The following is a 17619-nucleotide window of genomic DNA, read 5'->3' on the forward strand; positions in this document are numbered from 1 at the left end:
GTCACTCCTGCCAGACCTGTTGCTCCGGTCGCACCCGTCACTCCTGCTAGACCTGTCGCTCCGGTTGCACCCGTTACTCCTGCTAGACCTGTGGCTCCGGTCGCGCCCGTTACTCCTGCTAGACCTGTCGCTCCGGTTGCACCCGTTACTCCTGCTAGACCTGTCGCTCCGGTTGCACCCGTTACTCCTGCTAGACCTGTCGCTCCGGTTGCACCCGTTGTTCCTGTTGCTCCCGTAGCTCCCCCGGTTGCTCCTGCTGGCCCCGTCGCTCCGGTTGCACCAGTCGGACCTGTCGCCCCGGTTACTCCCTGAGCTCCAGTCACACCCGTCGCTCCCGTAGCACCGGTTGCGCCTGTGACTCCTGTCATACTCGGAGTTTCCCCCAGCAACTCAGAAGAAACTAAACGATGTGCTGTTACCAAAGAGCCTGTGCTGCTTTTTCCCCATACGGAGACTTGAAGAGGATCATTAACCGTCGCTGTAGTAGTAAACGTGAATTCAAAGGCATCCAGATTGGCAAAATAGTTGTTCGTTATCACTTGATTTGGTGCGATGTCCAAAGATTCACTGACATACAAAACTCTCAATCCGCCGCTCATATAATACCCTTGTATCTGTACAGTTGAGGATGTAACTTCACTGCGGTTATCAATTCTAACCGTTACGGATTGAGTTGGTCTAACACCACTAACAGCGTTATTTTCGATCGGCCCTGTCGATAAAAAGCTCATCGCTACATTCCCTTCTTTCGAAAAAAGTATTTTCTACAGATCTTTAACTGTTTGTTCGTGCTCCACTACCCGGTGTGCATCCACCAATTGACCTGACGCATCTTTGCCCCACACTGAAATTCCGACGTCTCCCACTCGTTCATCGCTTAATCCAAACACAAATTCAAAAGCATCTAGATTTGCAAAATAATTTCGGGTCACTGCTTTATTTGGTGCAATACTGATCACTTCACTTACATACAGCGTTCTTGTTGTACTCAGCACATAACCCTGAACGGATACACTTACCGCATCTACAGCAGCCCGGCTCACCAATCTGATCGTTACCTGTTGTGTCGGTCTAACCCCGGAAACGGCATTATTTTCGATCGGTCCAGTTGATAATATAGCCATTTTCCCATCCCACCTTTTGTGAACCTCTTACTCTAGCATTACTTGACATCATGGATCACATATTAGTCATATTCATTCACTAGATCAGCGGTGTGGACCATAGACAGGGGACAGTTCACCATTATCAAGCCATAAGTGCCATTAATACCTAAAACTTCATCCATACTGAGCTTGCAAATATGTATAATCCGTGCTTATTTCAACCCAAAAATGACCGTTCCTCATGAAATGAAGGAGCTACGGCCACCATTGGATACATCTTATTGATGTCACTCTTACAAATGAATAAACCTCCACCTAACTTTTTCTTACAAATTTTGATAGAAAATGATTGTATTGTGGCAGAAATGTGATATGATATCGTCAAATACAAAAACATTTTTAAACAAAAATGAAAAATAATTACATAAAACGAGTCACAACTCTGTTTTTTCTTTTTAAAACCATTCTATTGAAAGCGATTACATTAAACAACAGGACAAATTATATACTTTTTCACACACAAGTTCGTACTTCCCCCACCCTATTCCTGGGTTACCGCTGTCAACTTGCTACAGTAGATAGCTATTCTCTGTACAGGTTGTATGGCTTAAGCCATAGATCACAAACATGAACGATTCAATCGATCTCTTCTTTGAAAGGAGGTGTGATAAAGAACATTTACTCATCATTCTTCTTGTTCTTCTCACTGTAGCTCCCTCATCAAACAGCTCTGTTCAACCATTCAGCGTAACACTCAATAACACTATTCCATACTAATTCAATGGAGGCGAACGTATGAAGATCCGTAAACCATTAGCTCTGCTGATGTCACTAATTTTGATTTTTTCCACTCTACCTGCCGAGTCAAGCTATGCAGCAAATAATGCTGTTGCCAAGACGCCTGTGAATGCCAATCCGCTCGTCGATCACAAATTGGGAGCTGATCCTTACGTACTCGTTCACAACAATCGGGTCTACGTATATATGACAGGGGATACCTACCTCTACAACAACGACGGATCTGTTCGCGAAAACAACTACGGCACCATCGGCAGAATCAGCGTGATCTCCTCGGCTGACATGGTGAACTGGACCGACCACGGCTACATTCCGGTAGCCGGTGCAAACAATGCCAACAATGGACAAGGCATTGCCAGATGGGCAAGCCAGTCTTGGGCACCAGCGATGGCCAAGAAAACCATCGCGGGCAAAGATAAGTTTTTCCTGTATTTCGCCAACTCGGGTGCAGGTATCGGTGTTCTGACTGCTGATTCTCCAATCGGCCCTTGGTCTGATCCACTCGGACGTGCGCTTGTCACACATGGAACGCCTGGCATGTCGGGTGTAACTTGGCTCTTTGACCCAGCTGTGCTTGTTGATGACGACGGCTCCGCTTATCTGTATGCAGGCGGCGGTATTCCGAACGAAAATAATGCAGCTTCCATTGCAAATCCAAAAACAGCACGTGTCATTCGTCTTGGCGCCGATATGACCAGTGTAGTTGGTAGTGCCACGACCATTGACGCACCTTATCTGTTCGAAGATTCAGGTATTCATAAGTACAACGGCAAATATTACTATTCATATTGCATCAACTTTGCTGGAAACCATCCGGCAGCCTACCCAAAAGGTGAAATCGGATATATGGTAAGTGACAGCCCGATGGGGCCTTTCACATACAAAGGACATTTCCTCAAAAATCCGGGGGCATTCTTCGGTGTAGGCGGTAACAACCACCATGCCGTGTTCCAGTTTAATAACCAATGGTATATCGCATATCATGCACAAACAGTGAGTAAAGCCTTCCTCGGTGATGGCAAAGGATACCGTTCTACCCACATCAACAGACTGACACATAACGCAGACGGATCGATTCAGGAAGTGCAGGGGAACATGACCGGTGTGCCTCAGACAGCTAACCTTAATCCGTATAACAGAGTGGAAGCCGAGACCATTGCTTGGCAAGCTGGCATCAATACACAGCCGACTCAAGCAAGCGGTGGACCAACGGCCAACCAAAATGTGACGAATATCAATAATGGGGACTGGGTCGCTGTTAGTAATGTGGATTTTGGTTCAACAGGTGCATCGAAATTCAAGGCCAACGTAGCTTCTACCGGAAATGGTAACATTGAACTCCGCCTTGGCAGCCCGACAGGTACTCTGATCGGCACGCTTAACGTTACTTCAACAGGTGGCATGCAGAACTGGCGTGAGCTCGAAACCAATATCACCAACACAACAGGACGTCATCATCTGTATCTGGTATTTACAGGCTCAGGTAACGGAAATCTGTTCAATCTGGATTACTGGCAGTTTACTTCCGGTTCCGGTGGTAACCCCAATCCAAATCCAAACCCTAATCCAAATCCAAACGTGACTCGCGTTGAAGCGGAAAGCATGACCCTTGCCGGTCAATATGCCGGGTTGATTAGTTCTCCTTTTAACGGTGTGGCGCTCTATGCTAACAATGATTCTGCGTCTTACAATCAATTCTTTGCTAACCCTACACATCAGTTCTCTCTTCGCGGGGCTTCCAACAACAATAGTACAGCCCGTGTTGATCTGGTTATTGGCGGGGTAACCGCTGGTTCGTTCTTTTTTACCGGAACACAGCCAACGGTACAAACTTTGCCGAACATCACACATGCCACAGGGAATCAGGAAATCAAACTGGTTGTGACCACGGATAATGGTACCTGGGATGCTTACATCGATTATCTTGAAATTTCGTAATCATTCATAATGATCTGTCGATTTTGACATTCCAGGAGGGTTAGTTATGTGGAAAAAAATCGGGTTGCTCCTGCTCACACTTCCTCTGCTGTTAACATCATTGCCATTGACCCCGCAGTCTGCCTCTGCGGCAACGTTTAACAATCCGGTCATTTATGCAGATGTGCCGGACAGCGATGTCATCCGCGTGGGCAATACCTTTTATATGACCAGTACCACCATGCATATGAACCCGGGCGTTCCTGTCATGAAGTCAACCGATCTGGTCAACTGGAGCATTGTGAACTATGTATATGACACACTTGGCAACGGTGATGTACAGAACCTGAATAACGGTCAGAACGAATACGGGCGCGGATCTTGGGCCAGTAGCCTTCGCTACAACAATGGCACCTACTACGTCGCATTCGGTTCCCTTTCCACAGGAAGAACGTACATCTATCAGACTAGTAACATCGAAACTGGACCATGGACGCCTTACACGTTGAACAGTTATTACCATGATCCCTCCCTGCTCTTTGACGGAAACCGTACGTTTCTTGTCCACGGCAGTGATAACATCAGCATCGTTGAGTTAACACCTGATGCCAAAGCTGTGAAATCCGGCGGCCTGAATCAGGTGCTGATCCCGAATGCTAGTCATATCGCTGGCTCCAATATGATTGTAAAGGCAGAAGGCGCACACATTCAGAAGATTAATGGCATGTATTACGTCTTCTTGATTGCTTGGCCTGCCGGTGATGGACGAATCCAGCTCGCCTATCGTGCGAACTCATTGACAGGGCCGTATACTGGCAAAGTGGTGCTCAGAGATTCGGGCATCGCGCAAGGAGGTATCGTGGATACCGCTTCTGGTGCATGGTATGGTTTCCTGTTTCGCGACCGAGGAGCCGTTGGACGCATTCCATATCTGGTACCGGTAACCTGGTCGGATAACTGGCCCGTATTCGGGGTGAATGGCAAAGTTCCATTGACGATGAACATGCCTGTGGAAGGACAGCCAGCCGCTAAAATCTTCGGTTCAGATGAGTTTAATGCGCCTTCGGGCACATCTATTCTCTCGAAGTTCTGGCAGTGGAATCATAATCCTGACCCGTCAAAATGGTCCTTGAGCCAGCGTCCAGGTTTCATGCGGCTGACCACAGGCAAGCTCAGCAAAAATATATTGGAGGCTCGCAATACGTTGACACAACGCACGTTTGGGCCAAAAAGTACAGGCATTACCGGCTTGGAAACGGCAGGTATGAAGGATGGCGATTATGCCGGCCTAGCCGCTTTTCAGGCCAAATATGGCTTTGTAGGCGTCAAGATGACAGGCAATACCAAGTCAATCGTAATGACAAATGCCAGTTCCGGCACGATGACAGAGGTGGCAAGTGTGCCCCTGAACCAGAATAAAATTTATCTGCGGGTCATCTGTGATTTCACCAATCAGACAGATAAAGCCTATTTTGCTTATAGTCTGAATGGAACGAACTGGACAACCATTGGCAATACGCTACAGATGTCCTATACGTTGCCACACTTTATGGGTTATCGCTTTGCATTGTTTAACTACGCAACCAAATCTACCGGAGGCTACGCTGATTTTGACTTCTTCCGTGTGGAGTAAGCGTGATGAACGTACTGCTGATCTTTAGAATCAGTACTGCGAATCGAGGTACACTTGAAGTACACTTGAAGTACAACTGTGGCCTGGAATTCCGCTATGTGCGGAGCCAGGTCATTTTCATTATTTTTACGGAAACATCTCACTTGAACGCTTTAATATATTGGATATACGCTTCAGCACTGTGGTTAATCTCTTCATCACTTGCCTGGAATGAGGCACCAAAGACAGCATAATGCGGCAGTGCAGTAACGCCCACATGATTCATGCTTGCCTTGAACGGTGCAATCAGTTCTTCTACACTAAAACCTACCGGCTGTCCTTTTCCGTAATTCTCCCGCTGATCCCCGATTGTCATTGCCAGTCCCATCTGCTTTCCATGCAATCGATTGCCCTTTAATCCATAAGCCCATCCATGCGTGAATACTTCATCCAGCCATTTTTTGAGTAACGGCGGGTAACTGTACCAATAGAACGGAAACTGCAAGATAATATGATCATGTGCCTCCAGTAGCTCCTGTTCGTGAGCAATGTCGATGTTCCAGTCAGGATAAGCTTTATATAATTCGTGGATATTCACCTCATCTGGGTGCTGCTCCAGCTCCATTTTCCAGCGGCGATTCACTCTTGAAGTTGTCATATTCGGATGTGCCAGAATAACCAGTGTTTTCATTGCATGCCTTCCTCTCTCCAAAACAATTTGATTTCTTTCCTTGATATACGGATCATTATCCACCCCGTCACCCTAAAAGAAAATACACACAATGAAGTAAGATACTTACCTCAAGGTGTGTATGGACTTCTGTTTTGTAACTGTGAGAAAATAAATAGTTATCCCTGTAAATACGTATAAATACAACGAGGTGATATGAATGAAGGAATATCGTTTGGGCATTGAAGCCACACTCGAAATCATTGGCGGTAAGTGGAAAGCCATCATCATCTGTTTATTAATGTCCGGTGTCAAAAGAACAGGAGAATTAGAGCGCAGCATGCCCGGCATTTCTCAAAAAGTACTGATTCAACAATTACGCGAACTAGAACGCGATGGTCTTGTCACAAGACATGTTTATCAGCAAATGCCGCCCAAGGTGGAGTACAGTCTTACGGAATATGGTGTGACAGCAAATACAATTGTGGATGTGATGTGTACCTGGGGAAGAGATAATATTGCGCTCAGGCAGCAACGAGGAGAAGACATTGTTTTGTTATCTGATGAACAAACGGAGCTCTACGAATGAAGCATCTCTCATGTAACCTTCATCTCCCATATCCCTCTTATATAGTAAAATATCATTATAATTATTAATTTTGATGTAGGTTGGATTCCTCTTATACCACACTCATTTGAAGTAACGCCTTTGCCATAGCAAACAGGACGCTGGAGTAATGAATCCCATCTGTGCCATCAGGAGGTTTTTACGTATGAAAAAATATATTGTATTTGGTGCCAGTAAAGGATTGGGAGACGCATTTGTCCGCGGGGTGCCGCAGGCAGGAGATAAAGTGTGGGTTGTATCCCGCAGCAAACCAGAAAGTCTGCAACTGGAGGACGGTGTACAGCGCGTATGGATTCAGGCCGATCTCTCGGAGCTTCAGGCTGCCAAACAGATTGCAGAGCAGCTACGCAACGAAACGTTGGATGTGCTTATTTATAACGTAGGTATTTGGGAAAAGGAAGGATTTGAGGAACACTACACCTTTGATCAGGATGAGCCTTCCGATATTCAAGAGCTGATCCATGTGAATATAACGTCCACCATTGTATGCATCCAAGCTCTACTGCCTCAGCTTCGCAAGTCTGCCGCAGGCAAGATCATTCTCATCGGCTCTACAGCAGGTCTAAGCAATGCGGGGAATACTCAGGTTTCTTTTGTTGCCTCCAAATTTGCGATCCGTGGAATTACAGAAGCATTGAGAGAACATACCCGGCGGGATCACATCGCCGTAACCTGCATTAATCCGGGAGAACTGGCAGCAGAAATCCCCTATGAAGAAGGAATGGAACGCGCACTATCCGAGTATGGCGGAACGCGCATTCCGCTTCAAGACATGGTTTCGATCGTCCGGTGTATCGTCAGCCTGTCCAATGCAGCCTGTGTGAAAGAGATTAACGTTCCTGCCCTTACGGATATCAATACGTAGTAAACAGGATTGATCTATTGTATTATATTCGCGTTTCTTCACATTAAATATTGAGATAAATGTTCGATCGCCATCGATTGTACTCTTTGTTGTTCAGGAATATGTTCATAGATAATATGTGACTTCCCCTGTTGGATCAGCTGTTCCCGTATGGCTGCAATGCGCCCTTTATTAAAGTCAATAAAGCGGAAATCCACCTGCCGAAGCCGTTCAAGCTCTGCCAGTCTAACAAATGAAGCGGCTTTGATAGCTGTATTGATCTCTTTCAGCTCCAAGACTTCCAGTGCACGGGCTGTCCATAAACAGTCGATATCTTGAAGCGATTTCATGTAAACCAGTTCAAGCTGTCTGAGCCGGGGCATCTGCGAGAAATCACAACATTGTTCCAGCTTCGGCAAGGATACATGCAAATACTCAAGTCCGTGCATCTGCTCTAGTCCCTGGATACTCATCAATTTCCGCACCGAGCTAAGCTTGAGCATCCGAATGGTGGACTGTGCCAGTACATCAAGCTCACTCTTTAACTCACAATGATCAAGGGACACATACTGTAGTTTCCGCAATTCTGTTAAAATCTCGAGACAGTCCACCGGGCAGTTCAGGATGACGGTCTCTAGACTTTGACATTTTCTTATCACGGTCATGCCTTTACATTTACCGTGCAGTTCAAGATACGTTAACTGTTGATAGTGCTCGATAAAACTCAGATCGATCGCTTTGGCGGGTGAATTCACTCTCAGAAATACCAGTTGCTTCAACGCTCCGAGAATTGTCAGATCCTGCACCTGTGCACAGTCCAGCTGTAAAGCGGATACATGTTTCAACTGCGCTAATCGCCCAAGAAAGCTCGATGGATACTCCGCTTTAGGATCCGCATTCGAAATATGAAGAATCAGATCATGCCTGGCTGCAAAAACGTTCATATCCAATTCGGTCAAATCCTCATACGTATCCACGCCAACACGATAATGAACCGTTGCCCTACGGCGCAAATGCTGCACCGCCTGGTTCATTTTTTCTTCATTCCATGGCATTCCCTGTATCGAAGCATGCCAAATCGAGGTCATTTGCCATCCTCCCATTCCATCTGGTTTACATCCTATCCTAACTCCATTCCATTTCATTCCATTATAAACAACCTTCCCTAAACGAACCACCCAACGATGTTCTGGCTTTTCATTAAATTTTTTTTCATTCGACAAAAATATACATAAATCTATATTATATGCCGACATATAACTCAGGAGTTGGGAACTTCTTATTAAGAATCTGGGGAGATGGAATATGTTAAAGACTTTAAAAAGGCGGGGGAAAACAGGAGCTCGTACATCCAGTATGGCGAACACACTGGCTCTTGTGCTACTCATCATTATTGTTGTCGTATTCGCTGTACTCGGAACATTCATGTTCACAAGTACACGGAACATTCTGGTTCAACAGCAGGAATCCATGCTCCAGACCAAAACACAAGCGATTGTCAGTGAGTTCGATGCCCTATTCAAGGAAAAAGGCTCACTCGTTAAACAAATGTCCACTAATAAATTATTCAGGCAATACATAGAAACAACGAAATCAGCCGCAGAAGCAGCCACTTCTACTTATGCTGCAGAAACAAGGGATACACTGGCCAAGATTGTAGAGGCAGAGCCCTCCTTCAACGATGCTTGGATTGGCGGTATGGATGGTAAAGGCTTCTGGATACAAAATGACGGGGTCGTTTCAGCACCGGATTTCGATATCCAGGCACGCCCTTACTACCAACCGGTGAAAGACACCGATGGACTTTATTTTTCTGATCCGTACATTGACATTTCGGCAGGCAAAGTACTCATGGGTATTTTTTATCCAATCAAGGATGATAACAACAACATGATCGGTTTTGCCGCAGCAGATATTCTGTTTAGTAACATCCCGAGTATTATGGAGAGTTACTCTCTGGGTAGCACCGGGTATTCCATATTGTTATCCAAGAATGGGGATATTCTGTATCATCCGGACGAGAGTAAAGTTCTGAAGGAAAATATCAAGAACACTACAGGTGATATGGGAGAAGTCGGTAAAAAAATGATCGCTGGTGAATCCGGTATACAGCTGATCAACGACAATGGGGAACGTCGTTACGTCGGGTATGCAACCAGTAAAGACACGGGATGGTCCGTAGGTCTGACGATTACGGAGAAAGAAGTTTTAGCAGAACTCAGAACATTCACCTGGATTACCCTTGGCGGTTTTGCTGCAGCTGCAATTCTTTTGGTCATTATCAGTTACATTACGCTTCGTCGTCTATTGCGCACCATCCCGCAGCTACTTAGTAAGATCAAACAGATTGAGCAAGGTGATTTAACCGTTGAACTGGATATCAAATCCAATAATGAGATTGGGCAAATTGCGACTGGCCTGAACTCCATGGTGAAGAAGATTCAAGACATGTTGAAGATTGTTGGTAATTCTGCTCAAGTGCTGAATCATTCATCCAATGACTTGCAGTCGATATCCTCCAGAACTGCTGTAACCATGAACGATACATCTACGGCGATCAATGAGATCGCGAATGCAACCAATTATCAGTCGATTGAAACGGAGAACATTTTACGTAAAACAGGCTCATTATCAAGCCAAATTGATGAAATTGCCGCTGATGCACAAGCGATGGGGTCTATGGTGCAAACCTCTGTTGATCAAAGCGGCCAAGGACTTGCGGTTGTGGAGCAACTGTCCAAATGGTCTGCGGAGAACCACAGTTCCACTCAATCCATCTCTTCCATTATTCAAGAGATCGATCAGAGCCGGAATGAGATTTCCAGTTTTGTAGATACGGTAAAACAAATTGCTTCTCAGACCAATTTGCTTGCGCTTAATGCTTCTATTGAAGCTGCACGCGCCGGGGAACATGGCCGAGGATTCGCTGTCGTTGCAGAAGAAGTTCGCAAACTGGCAGAACAAACGGCTCAAGCTACAGAGGAGATTAACAAAAAAGTAAGTGTCATTGAAGAGAAAACATCCTTGTCTGTAGAACACACGATGCGAGGAATGAAAATTGCCGAAGAGAATACCAAGTCTGTAGAAGACACCAAGCAGGTGTTCTACAACATCAATAAAGATTTGGAAGAACTGAAGCTGCGTATGGCACAGATCACGAACAGCACCTCTAGTGTGCATCAGCACAAAGATGAGATTTTTCAGGCGCTGGAGATCATCTCTTCCACTACTGAAGAGAACTCTGCCTCCACGGAAGAAGTCAGCGCAAGCACACAGGAACAACTGGAAAGTATTCAACAAGTGGCGGATCTGTCCAATCAGTTGAATCAACTCTCTGCTAAACTGCAGGAAGAATTGAGTCATTTTAAAGTGGAATAAGCTGTACTCCCCTCCTGCTCTTCTCTTTTGTACGCGATCCATTTATTATTAAATACATGCGTACGAAGAGCACTGGAGGCTGATGGACTTATCATGAGATTTGCAAAACGAATGGATCACTTTAGTGAAGGCATCTTCACCAAATTGCTGGACATAAAGCGCCGCCGGCTGGACAACGGGCAACCTGTCATCGATCTTAGCGTCGGAACACCCAATATCCCGCCGGCTCCGCACATTATGAAAGCACTCGGTGAAGCCGCCGCTGATCCGGCCAATTACATCTATGCTGTAAACGACCAGAAGGAACTTCTTCAGGCGGCAAGTGACTGGTACAGGCAGCGATATCAAGTCGAGTTGAACCCGGAGACAGAAATCTGCTCGCTACTCGGCTCGCAGGAAGGACTTGCGCACATCTCTCTCTCGATTGTCGATGAAAGTGATCTGGTTCTTGTACCTGATCCTTGTTATCCGGTGTTTGCAGATGGCCCCCTTCTGGCTGGGGCTGAGTTATATTATATGCCGCAAAAAGAGGAACACAACTATGTTATCCAATTGCAAGACATCCCTGAGGCAATAGCCGAACGGGCTAAGTTCATGCTTGTATCGTATCCGAACAATCCAACAACAGCGATGGCTCCAGATTCTTTTTATGAGGATTTGATCGCTTTTGCCAAGAAATACGATATTATCGTATTGCATGATAACGCGTATAGCGAGCTTGTGTTTGACCAACAAACATGCGGTAGTTTTCTGGCCTTTCCCGGTGCCATGGATGTAGGCATTGAATTCAACTCCCTGTCCAAAACGTATGGGCTAGCTGGAGCACGAATCGGTTTTTGTATGGGGAATTCGGCAGTTGTTTCCATGCTTAAAAAGCTGAAATCCAATATGGATTACGGTATGTTTATCCCGATTCAGAAGGCAGCAATAGCGGCCATTTCAGGTGACCAAAGTGATGTAGCGCGAGTAAGATCCATCTATGAAGAACGACGGGACATGCTCTGCGAAGGTTTTGCCAAATTAGGATGGCCGATCAGCAAACCCGAAGCTACAATGTTCATCTGGACACGAATCCCGGCACATTATGACACCTCAGAGCAATTTGCCACCGATCTCGTCACACGGGCAGGTGTCATTGTTACACCAGGCAGTGCCTTTGGTCCTTCAGGTGAAGGATACGTCAGACTTGCTCTCGTTCAGGATATGGATCAACTGCAACAAGCTCTTCACTACGTAGAAGCGAGCGGTATGTTGATTCCTGAAGAGTTAAGCAGGTAGATTGTAGTTTTTAGGATGTAGTGTGGCATGTAATACAGATTTGTTTTGAAACAAAAGTAAAAGCACCAAACCCTTCTGATTCGGGTTTGGTGCTTTTTTACTTCAACCTTTACTTCACTGCTTTGCGCCAGTTCGATCGGTACATCAGATACAGGAAGTAAGGTGTACCGATGATCGCAATGAGAATGCCTGACGGTATTTCCGTTGGCGCCATCACCGTTCTGCCAATCGTATCTGCGAGCACCAGCATCACGGCTCCAGCCAGCGCGGACAGAAACATCGACTGTCTCAGTTTATGTCCTGTCAGCAGCCGAACCATATGTGGTGCAATCAGGCCGATAAATCCAACTGTTCCAACACAAGCGACCGCACCAGCCGCGAGCAGTACTCCTACAGTCATTGCCAGTAAGCGAGTACGACGTACATTCATCCCAAGCCCGGAAGCGCTATTGTCGTCAAAGACAAGCAGTTCAAACTTGCGAGCAAGCCACCAGGCCACTGGCACCAAAATGAGCAGGAATATACCGATTACTTTGACCTGGTCCCATGTACGGGCATACGTGCTGCCTGTCAGCCAGATATAACCACTGCTACCGTACACGGCACCGCGTACGATCAGAATCTGTATACCTGCGCCAGCAATGGCCGACATGGCAATGCCCAGCAATACAACGGCGGAAGGATTCAATCCTTTTTTCCAAGAAAGCGAGAATACAACCGCAGCGGCAATAGCGGCACCTGCAATGGCTGCAAGAGGCAACACATACATTGGCAGTCCAGGCCATAGAATGAACACCATCATGGCACCAAGTCCCGCACCGGAAGATACACCTACAATCGATGCATCAGCGAGTGGATTACGTACAGCCATCTGGATCAACACCCCGCTGATGGCGAGAGCCGCCCCTGCTCCTGCAGCCACCAAGGTACGAGGGATTCGAAGCTGTACAATTCCAGAGAATAACCCATCCGATTGAAATAAACTCGGTAGCAGGTCGGCTAGTGGAATACGCATTCCACCGAACATCGTACTGAGCAGCAGCAATATAATCGTAATGGCAGAAAACAGAATAGCGATAGGTGTAAAGGCAAAACGCCGTACTCGCCCACCCGTACTCATCGATGTCGTCATGCCAGCACCATTTCCTGTTTTCATGCGAGTCAGCACCAGCCAGATCAGCCAAGGTGCACCAATGATCGCCATCACAGCACCGGTTGGCAATTCCATACTGGAGTTATGTATCATCTTGGCAATGACATCTGCCCCCACCAGCAACGCTGCCCCCCAGATGAATACACCCGGAATTAAAAGCCGATTGGAGCGAACTCCACTCAGACGAACCAGATGTGGAGCAACCAGACCTACAAAGCCGATAGGCCCAATTACACTGACGATCACGGCAGCCAGAATAACGGCAATGATCAGCCCACCTGTTCGAGCAAGTCCAACTCTCTGACCCAAAGAAGAGGCGGTTGATTCATCCAACTCCAACATATCCCACTGTTTGGACAGAATAAGCGCAAGCAGCGTTACTCCCGTAACCCAAGGCCAGACATAGTTCACACCTGTCCAATCATTCTGGACTAGGGTCCCTGAACCCCATAGGAATAAGCCCTGAGTTTCCATTGAGAAAAAAATATGCAAGGCACTTGTAAATGAACCTAGCACCATGGACACGATCATACCCGATAACGCTAGTCGTACCGGCGTTGACGTACGTCCACCGCCCATAAAATAAGCTGCGAATGCTGCAAGCAGACCTCCCATGGCGGCAAAAAGAAACGGGGACTGGCTGAGTATATTTGGAAATAGAATAACCCCAAGCACTACAACAAAATACGCTCCGGCATTAATCCCGAGTGTATCCGAAGCCGCAAGCGGGTTACGAGTGATCGTCTGTAGCAATGCACCGGCAACTGCCAGTGCACCTCCTGCAAGAATACCAATTGCGGTGCGCGGCATACGCAGATCCCATACCATGTTATGTTCGAGTGTGTCTTGTCTGTTTGTAAGCGCGCCCCAAACGTCATGCAACGAAATTGCTGCCTCACCATAACACAGACTTACAAAAAAAAGCACGATAAGGGCGGTTAGACCGCCCCCATAGATGCTTATCATTCGCCAGTTCGTTGCTGGCTTCGTTCCTTGTTGAGTCAGACTCATTTGGTAATCGCCTCAACCACGCCGTCTACCAATACCTTGGAAGAAATCGGGCCGCCAAATGTCCATGTCGTACTTCCCAGTTGATAGATGCGCTTTTCCTTCACAAAGTTCAGACCTTTCCAAACGGAATTATCTTTCATCGCTGTACCAAAAACATCGTCGTCTGGCTGTGTAATATAGATAAAATTGCTATCTTGCACTGTCGATAAAGATTCAATCCCAACTGTAGAGAAACCGTAGTTTTCAAGTTTATCCGGCTGCCAGTCATTCACCATGCCAATTTTGTTCAACGTACCCACTACAACCGAGTTGTCACTGAACATGCGCAGGGAAGCTGCATTTTGATACGTAAATGCCTGTGTTAGTGCAAAATGAAAGTTTTCTTTACCTGCTGCAGCCAGCTTTTCTTTGGCTTCTGCATAATGCTGATCCAAGTTGCCGAGCACTTCTTTTGCTTTATCTTCTTTGCCCAAAGCAGTTGCAATTGTATTAAAAATGGTCGTCATCTTGTCATAGTTATAACCATCACCGTTATATGGATCAAACTCCAGTGTTGGAGCAATAGCTTTCAACTGTTCATACACATTCGAATTGTTGTCTGCGTTGGCGATGATGAGATCCGGCTTGAGTGCTGCAATAGCCTCCATATTAGGCTCGCTACGTGTTCCAATATCCGTAACACTGTCATCCAGAGCAGCTTGGTCCGTTACGTACACTTTATAGTTGGCATTATCTGCATTACCGACAGGCTGAACTCCTAGAGCAACAACATCCTCCGTATATGTCCATTCCAATGTCACGACACGTTTAGCCGGCTTGTCCAATGTAAATTCCCCACGATTATCTTGGACAGTAACCGGTCCAGCAGACTCTTCAGCAGGAGCACCGCCCGAAACCGTATTTTTAGTTGGTTCTGTTGTTGTGGCATTTTTACCACATCCCGCCAGAACTAAAACAAATGCCATCATGATGAATAGTGCATGTAACCCTTTTTTCATATCTCTAATCTCCTCTATGTTTGTATGTATTTATATGATAACAATTATCATTATCACCCATGCTATTCTTTTTTGTCAACGTTGCCTCATAATTTTCACATTCTTTAATGACATCAGAAAAAGGAAAGACATGCCCTGTAGGCCAGCCTTTCCTTGTCTTTATCGTATCTTTATAACATTAGTTCGTATGTTGATCTGCCTATTCTTGGCTTGATACTTGTTCGGGTTGAACCTCAGCTTAGATTAACTGCATTGTCGTAATGCAGGTCTGATCCGTTTTGTATGTAGATAATTGTGTTTCAGCCACCTTTCCGCCGTGAACAATACGGACTGAATACGTTCTATCACGTGGTACCCACAAATCCATAAATCCATTGGCACCGGACTTCAACACTTCATCTTTCATCAAGGTGTTGCCTTCGGAATCATGTAGCGTCACACGGAATGGTTCATTCGCCATCTCTCCTTGGCAACCCGTTAAACTATGAATCTCACAGGGATGTGTCTGGTCTACATAAGGAGCAATGGAGAGGAAAAATTCATCTTCTGGCAAATCGTAGGACGTTTTCTGGTTTCCTGCATCTGTCACGGTTAACGTTGTGGCACTGATTGAAGCAGACTGCGGTGTTTCTCGGCCTGTACTGATATCTTCAACCAGCTTTCGGATATCCGGTGCATCCGCCCGTTCGGTCTTCTTTTGGCCTGCCGTATTGGCGATCAAGTATGTTCCGAGTACGATTACAAGTGCCACACTGGCAATAATCCATAACGATTTTTTCATTTGGCAACCCCTTTCTTATTGCTTTAATTATATAAGAAAAGGAGATATCCCGGACGAATTCAATAGATCATTTCACCATATATTCACATTTTTGGTTCTTTGATTGAGTTCGAAAATTGGTTACTAAATATACAGCATTTAAACGAACAAGTGCTCATACTTTTTGATCTGTGATTTCAAAATCTGTGCAATTCTTCCCAGTTCGTTATCATGTTCTTCAATGAATTCCATCACAGAGATTCGATTAAATTGAATGCTGGTCTCCAGTGCACGTGCTTGTTTTGAAAAGTCACTGCTAAACGGTTTTGCTTTAACTTTACGTAATGCAACACTCGTAGGCATGTGGAGCGGATAGTCAGATGTATCTGAAAGAAGGCTTAGACCATGATCAAAAAGTGGACACAATCTGTATCCTTTAGTTCCATGTATAAAAGCAATGTTATTCAAATGTCTGTCTTCATTTAATAAAATTGCATCCAATGGCAGCATCATTGAAAAGTACTCTAATGTATCTATTTTTAATACACTTTTTAGAAATTCAATCAATAAAAGTACAGAATCTCTTGTCCCTCGACCTTGTTGCAACTCATCGAATTTAACACCGTAACTTTCCAATATACGATGTAACGTTATAATACTTTCACCTGGGAGAAGAAAATCTTCTGAATAACATCCTTGATAGCTAACCCCATTTTCAACCAAAACACATCTTTTATAAGGTACCCTGAGTTGAAGGGGAATATTTGATCGACTGATTAACTCAAAAGCTACCCACTCTGCTAATCCTTCATAACCAAATTTATCTGCTTTCCCCCACTTGTTTTCAATTTTCCATTTCAACTGGTCACCCTTACTGCTACTCACAAATGTCTGTCGTAAATCCTTGCTCACTTGCAAAACGGGGATGGACATCGGCACAAGACAACTCCTCATTAGAAAATCTAATCCAGATATAGTCATCATACAATACACCATGTGTTTGTTTTACAATGTCTGAAGCAACGTATTCTTTCAGTCCTAGCGATTGCAGAATCTGATCAGCATGATGTCTGGTTCGAGGAAAACATCTGGATTCAAAGTAATCCAACACATCCCCTACACTGATCTTTTGCTTATTGGGAAAAGGCAAGAAAACAGGAGAGACATCTTCATCTTGCCATACTTCAACTTTTTGATTAACATAATCGACATTCACTTTTGCAATTACATCGTCATGCTCCAAAACCTCAAACTCAAGAGCAGGAGAAATTAAATGTTTTATATGTTTCATCCAATACCCTCCTAAAAATACATAACGTCATGATTCGACATTATTATAACATTTATTTATGATTTATTTTTTTATGAATACATGCCTTTACTTTAGACAACACAAACAACAGCCGTATTTCCCTTAGGAAATTACGACTGTTGTTGTCTCTAAAATATTTTAACTATTTGTATAT

The 17619-nt window shown here is 45.3% G+C and carries 14 protein-coding genes and 1 pseudogene; 6 read left to right on the forward strand and 9 right to left on the reverse strand.

What is annotated here, in order from left to right; all coding sequences use genetic code 11:
- Positions 1-731, reverse strand: a pseudogene (locus H7T88_RS08740) (collagen-like protein); the annotation flags it as partial.
- Between the two features lie 33 nt (positions 732-764).
- Positions 765-1124, reverse strand: coding sequence for a hypothetical protein (locus H7T88_RS08745; RefSeq protein ID WP_221788147.1), 360 nt, complete (start codon positions 1122-1124; stop codon positions 765-767).
- A 777-nt stretch (positions 1125-1901) separates the two neighbouring features.
- On the opposite strand from H7T88_RS08745, the gene H7T88_RS08750 reads away from it, so the two are divergent.
- Positions 1902-3842 carry a carbohydrate-binding protein gene (locus H7T88_RS08750; RefSeq protein ID WP_221788148.1) on the forward strand — a complete coding sequence of 647 codons (1941 nt, stop codon included), beginning with the start codon at positions 1902-1904 and terminating at the stop codon, positions 3840-3842.
- A 46-nt stretch (positions 3843-3888) separates the two neighbouring features.
- Positions 3889-5454 (forward strand): glycoside hydrolase family 43 protein, encoded by a 1566-nt coding sequence (locus H7T88_RS08755; protein ID WP_221788150.1) that lies wholly within the window; start codon positions 3889-3891, stop codon positions 5452-5454.
- A gap of 139 nt (positions 5455-5593) precedes the next feature.
- On the opposite strand, the gene H7T88_RS08760 is transcribed toward H7T88_RS08755, so the two are convergent.
- A complete protein-coding gene (locus tag H7T88_RS08760) occupies positions 5594-6124 on the reverse strand; it encodes an NAD(P)H-dependent oxidoreductase (RefSeq protein ID WP_154957852.1) in 531 nt (176 codons plus the stop codon).
- A 199-nt stretch (positions 6125-6323) separates the two neighbouring features.
- On the opposite strand from H7T88_RS08760, the gene H7T88_RS08765 reads away from it, so the two are divergent.
- Together H7T88_RS08765 and H7T88_RS08770 are read left to right on the forward strand one after the other, a co-directional pair.
- Positions 6324-6692, forward strand: a complete 369-nt coding sequence (locus H7T88_RS08765) for a winged helix-turn-helix transcriptional regulator (protein WP_154957853.1) — start codon at positions 6324-6326, stop codon at positions 6690-6692.
- 184 nt (positions 6693-6876) lie between these two features.
- Positions 6877-7596, forward strand: coding sequence for an SDR family NAD(P)-dependent oxidoreductase (locus H7T88_RS08770; RefSeq protein WP_090915079.1), 720 nt, complete (start codon positions 6877-6879; stop codon positions 7594-7596).
- Positions 7597-7634: 38 nt separating this feature from the next.
- Here H7T88_RS08770 and H7T88_RS08775 read toward each other — a convergent pair whose 3' ends face one another.
- The gene (locus tag H7T88_RS08775) at positions 7635-8663 is read right to left on the reverse strand and encodes a leucine-rich repeat domain-containing protein (RefSeq protein WP_221788153.1); all 1029 of its coding nucleotides are present in this window, start codon (positions 8661-8663) and stop codon (positions 7635-7637) included.
- A gap of 217 nt (positions 8664-8880) precedes the next feature.
- Here H7T88_RS08775 and H7T88_RS08780 point away from each other — a divergent pair, with 217 nt between their 5' ends.
- Together H7T88_RS08780 and H7T88_RS08785 are read left to right on the forward strand one after the other, a co-directional pair.
- Entirely contained in the window at positions 8881-10953 is a 2073-nt protein-coding gene (locus H7T88_RS08780) for a methyl-accepting chemotaxis protein (protein ID WP_221788155.1), read from the forward strand.
- A 93-nt stretch (positions 10954-11046) separates the two neighbouring features.
- On the forward strand, positions 11047-12231 hold the full coding sequence (locus tag H7T88_RS08785; protein WP_221788157.1) for an aminotransferase class I/II-fold pyridoxal phosphate-dependent enzyme: 1185 nt from the start codon (positions 11047-11049) through the stop codon (positions 12229-12231).
- A 109-nt stretch (positions 12232-12340) separates the two neighbouring features.
- On the opposite strand, the gene H7T88_RS08790 is transcribed toward H7T88_RS08785, so the two are convergent.
- The 5 genes from H7T88_RS08790 to H7T88_RS08810 form a co-directional block, all read right to left on the reverse strand.
- Positions 12341-14389, reverse strand: coding sequence for an iron ABC transporter permease (locus H7T88_RS08790; RefSeq protein ID WP_418792765.1), 2049 nt, complete (start codon positions 14387-14389; stop codon positions 12341-12343).
- Between the two features lie 2 nt (positions 14390-14391).
- On the reverse strand, positions 14392-15393 hold the full coding sequence (locus tag H7T88_RS08795; RefSeq protein ID WP_221788161.1) for an ABC transporter substrate-binding protein: 1002 nt from the start codon (positions 15391-15393) through the stop codon (positions 14392-14394).
- Positions 15394-15631: 238 nt separating this feature from the next.
- On the reverse strand, positions 15632-16174 hold the full coding sequence (locus H7T88_RS08800; RefSeq protein ID WP_221788162.1) for a CueP family metal-binding protein: 543 nt from the start codon (positions 16172-16174) through the stop codon (positions 15632-15634).
- Between the two features lie 138 nt (positions 16175-16312).
- Positions 16313-17086, reverse strand: a complete 774-nt coding sequence (locus H7T88_RS08805; protein ID WP_221788164.1) for a HipA domain-containing protein — start codon at positions 17084-17086, stop codon at positions 16313-16315.
- Positions 17031-17444 (reverse strand): hypothetical protein, encoded by a 414-nt coding sequence (locus tag H7T88_RS08810; protein WP_221788166.1) that lies wholly within the window; start codon positions 17442-17444, stop codon positions 17031-17033. Before H7T88_RS08810 ends, H7T88_RS08805 begins: the two co-directional genes overlap by 56 nt.
- Positions 17445-17619: the final 175 nt, after the last annotated feature.

The sequence above is a fragment of the Paenibacillus cucumis (ex Kampfer et al. 2016) genome (genome assembly GCF_019748695.1).
Taxonomy (GTDB): Bacteria; Bacillota; Bacilli; order Paenibacillales; family Paenibacillaceae; genus Paenibacillus; species Paenibacillus polysaccharolyticus.

Bases quoted from the DNA above. Each gene is read 5' to 3' on its own strand.
- H7T88_RS08795 (WP_221788161.1), bottom strand. From the start codon at position 15,393: ATGAAAAAAGGGTTACATGCACTATTCATCATGATGGCATTTGTTTTA.
- H7T88_RS08800 (WP_221788162.1), bottom strand. From the start codon at position 16,174: ATGAAAAAATCGTTATGGATTATTGCCAGTGTGGCACTTGTAATCGTA.
- H7T88_RS08775 (WP_221788153.1), bottom strand. From the start codon at position 8,663: ATGACCTCGATTTGGCATGCTTCGATACAGGGAATGCCATGGAATGAA.
- H7T88_RS08750 (WP_221788148.1), top strand. From the start codon at position 1,902: ATGAAGATCCGTAAACCATTAGCTCTGCTGATGTCACTAATTTTGATT.
- H7T88_RS08765 (WP_154957853.1), top strand. From the start codon at position 6,324: ATGAAGGAATATCGTTTGGGCATTGAAGCCACACTCGAAATCATTGGC.
- H7T88_RS08810 (WP_221788166.1), bottom strand. From the start codon at position 17,444: ATGAAACATATAAAACATTTAATTTCTCCTGCTCTTGAGTTTGAGGTT.
- H7T88_RS08780 (WP_221788155.1), top strand. From the start codon at position 8,881: ATGTTAAAGACTTTAAAAAGGCGGGGGAAAACAGGAGCTCGTACATCC.
- H7T88_RS08760 (WP_154957852.1), bottom strand. From the start codon at position 6,124: ATGAAAACACTGGTTATTCTGGCACATCCGAATATGACAACTTCAAGA.
- H7T88_RS08805 (WP_221788164.1), bottom strand. From the start codon at position 17,086: ATGTCCATCCCCGTTTTGCAAGTGAGCAAGGATTTACGACAGACATTT.
- H7T88_RS08745 (WP_221788147.1), bottom strand. From the start codon at position 1,124: ATGGCTATATTATCAACTGGACCGATCGAAAATAATGCCGTTTCCGGG.
- H7T88_RS08785 (WP_221788157.1), top strand. From the start codon at position 11,047: ATGAGATTTGCAAAACGAATGGATCACTTTAGTGAAGGCATCTTCACC.
- H7T88_RS08755 (WP_221788150.1), top strand. From the start codon at position 3,889: ATGTGGAAAAAAATCGGGTTGCTCCTGCTCACACTTCCTCTGCTGTTA.
- H7T88_RS08770 (WP_090915079.1), top strand. From the start codon at position 6,877: ATGAAAAAATATATTGTATTTGGTGCCAGTAAAGGATTGGGAGACGCA.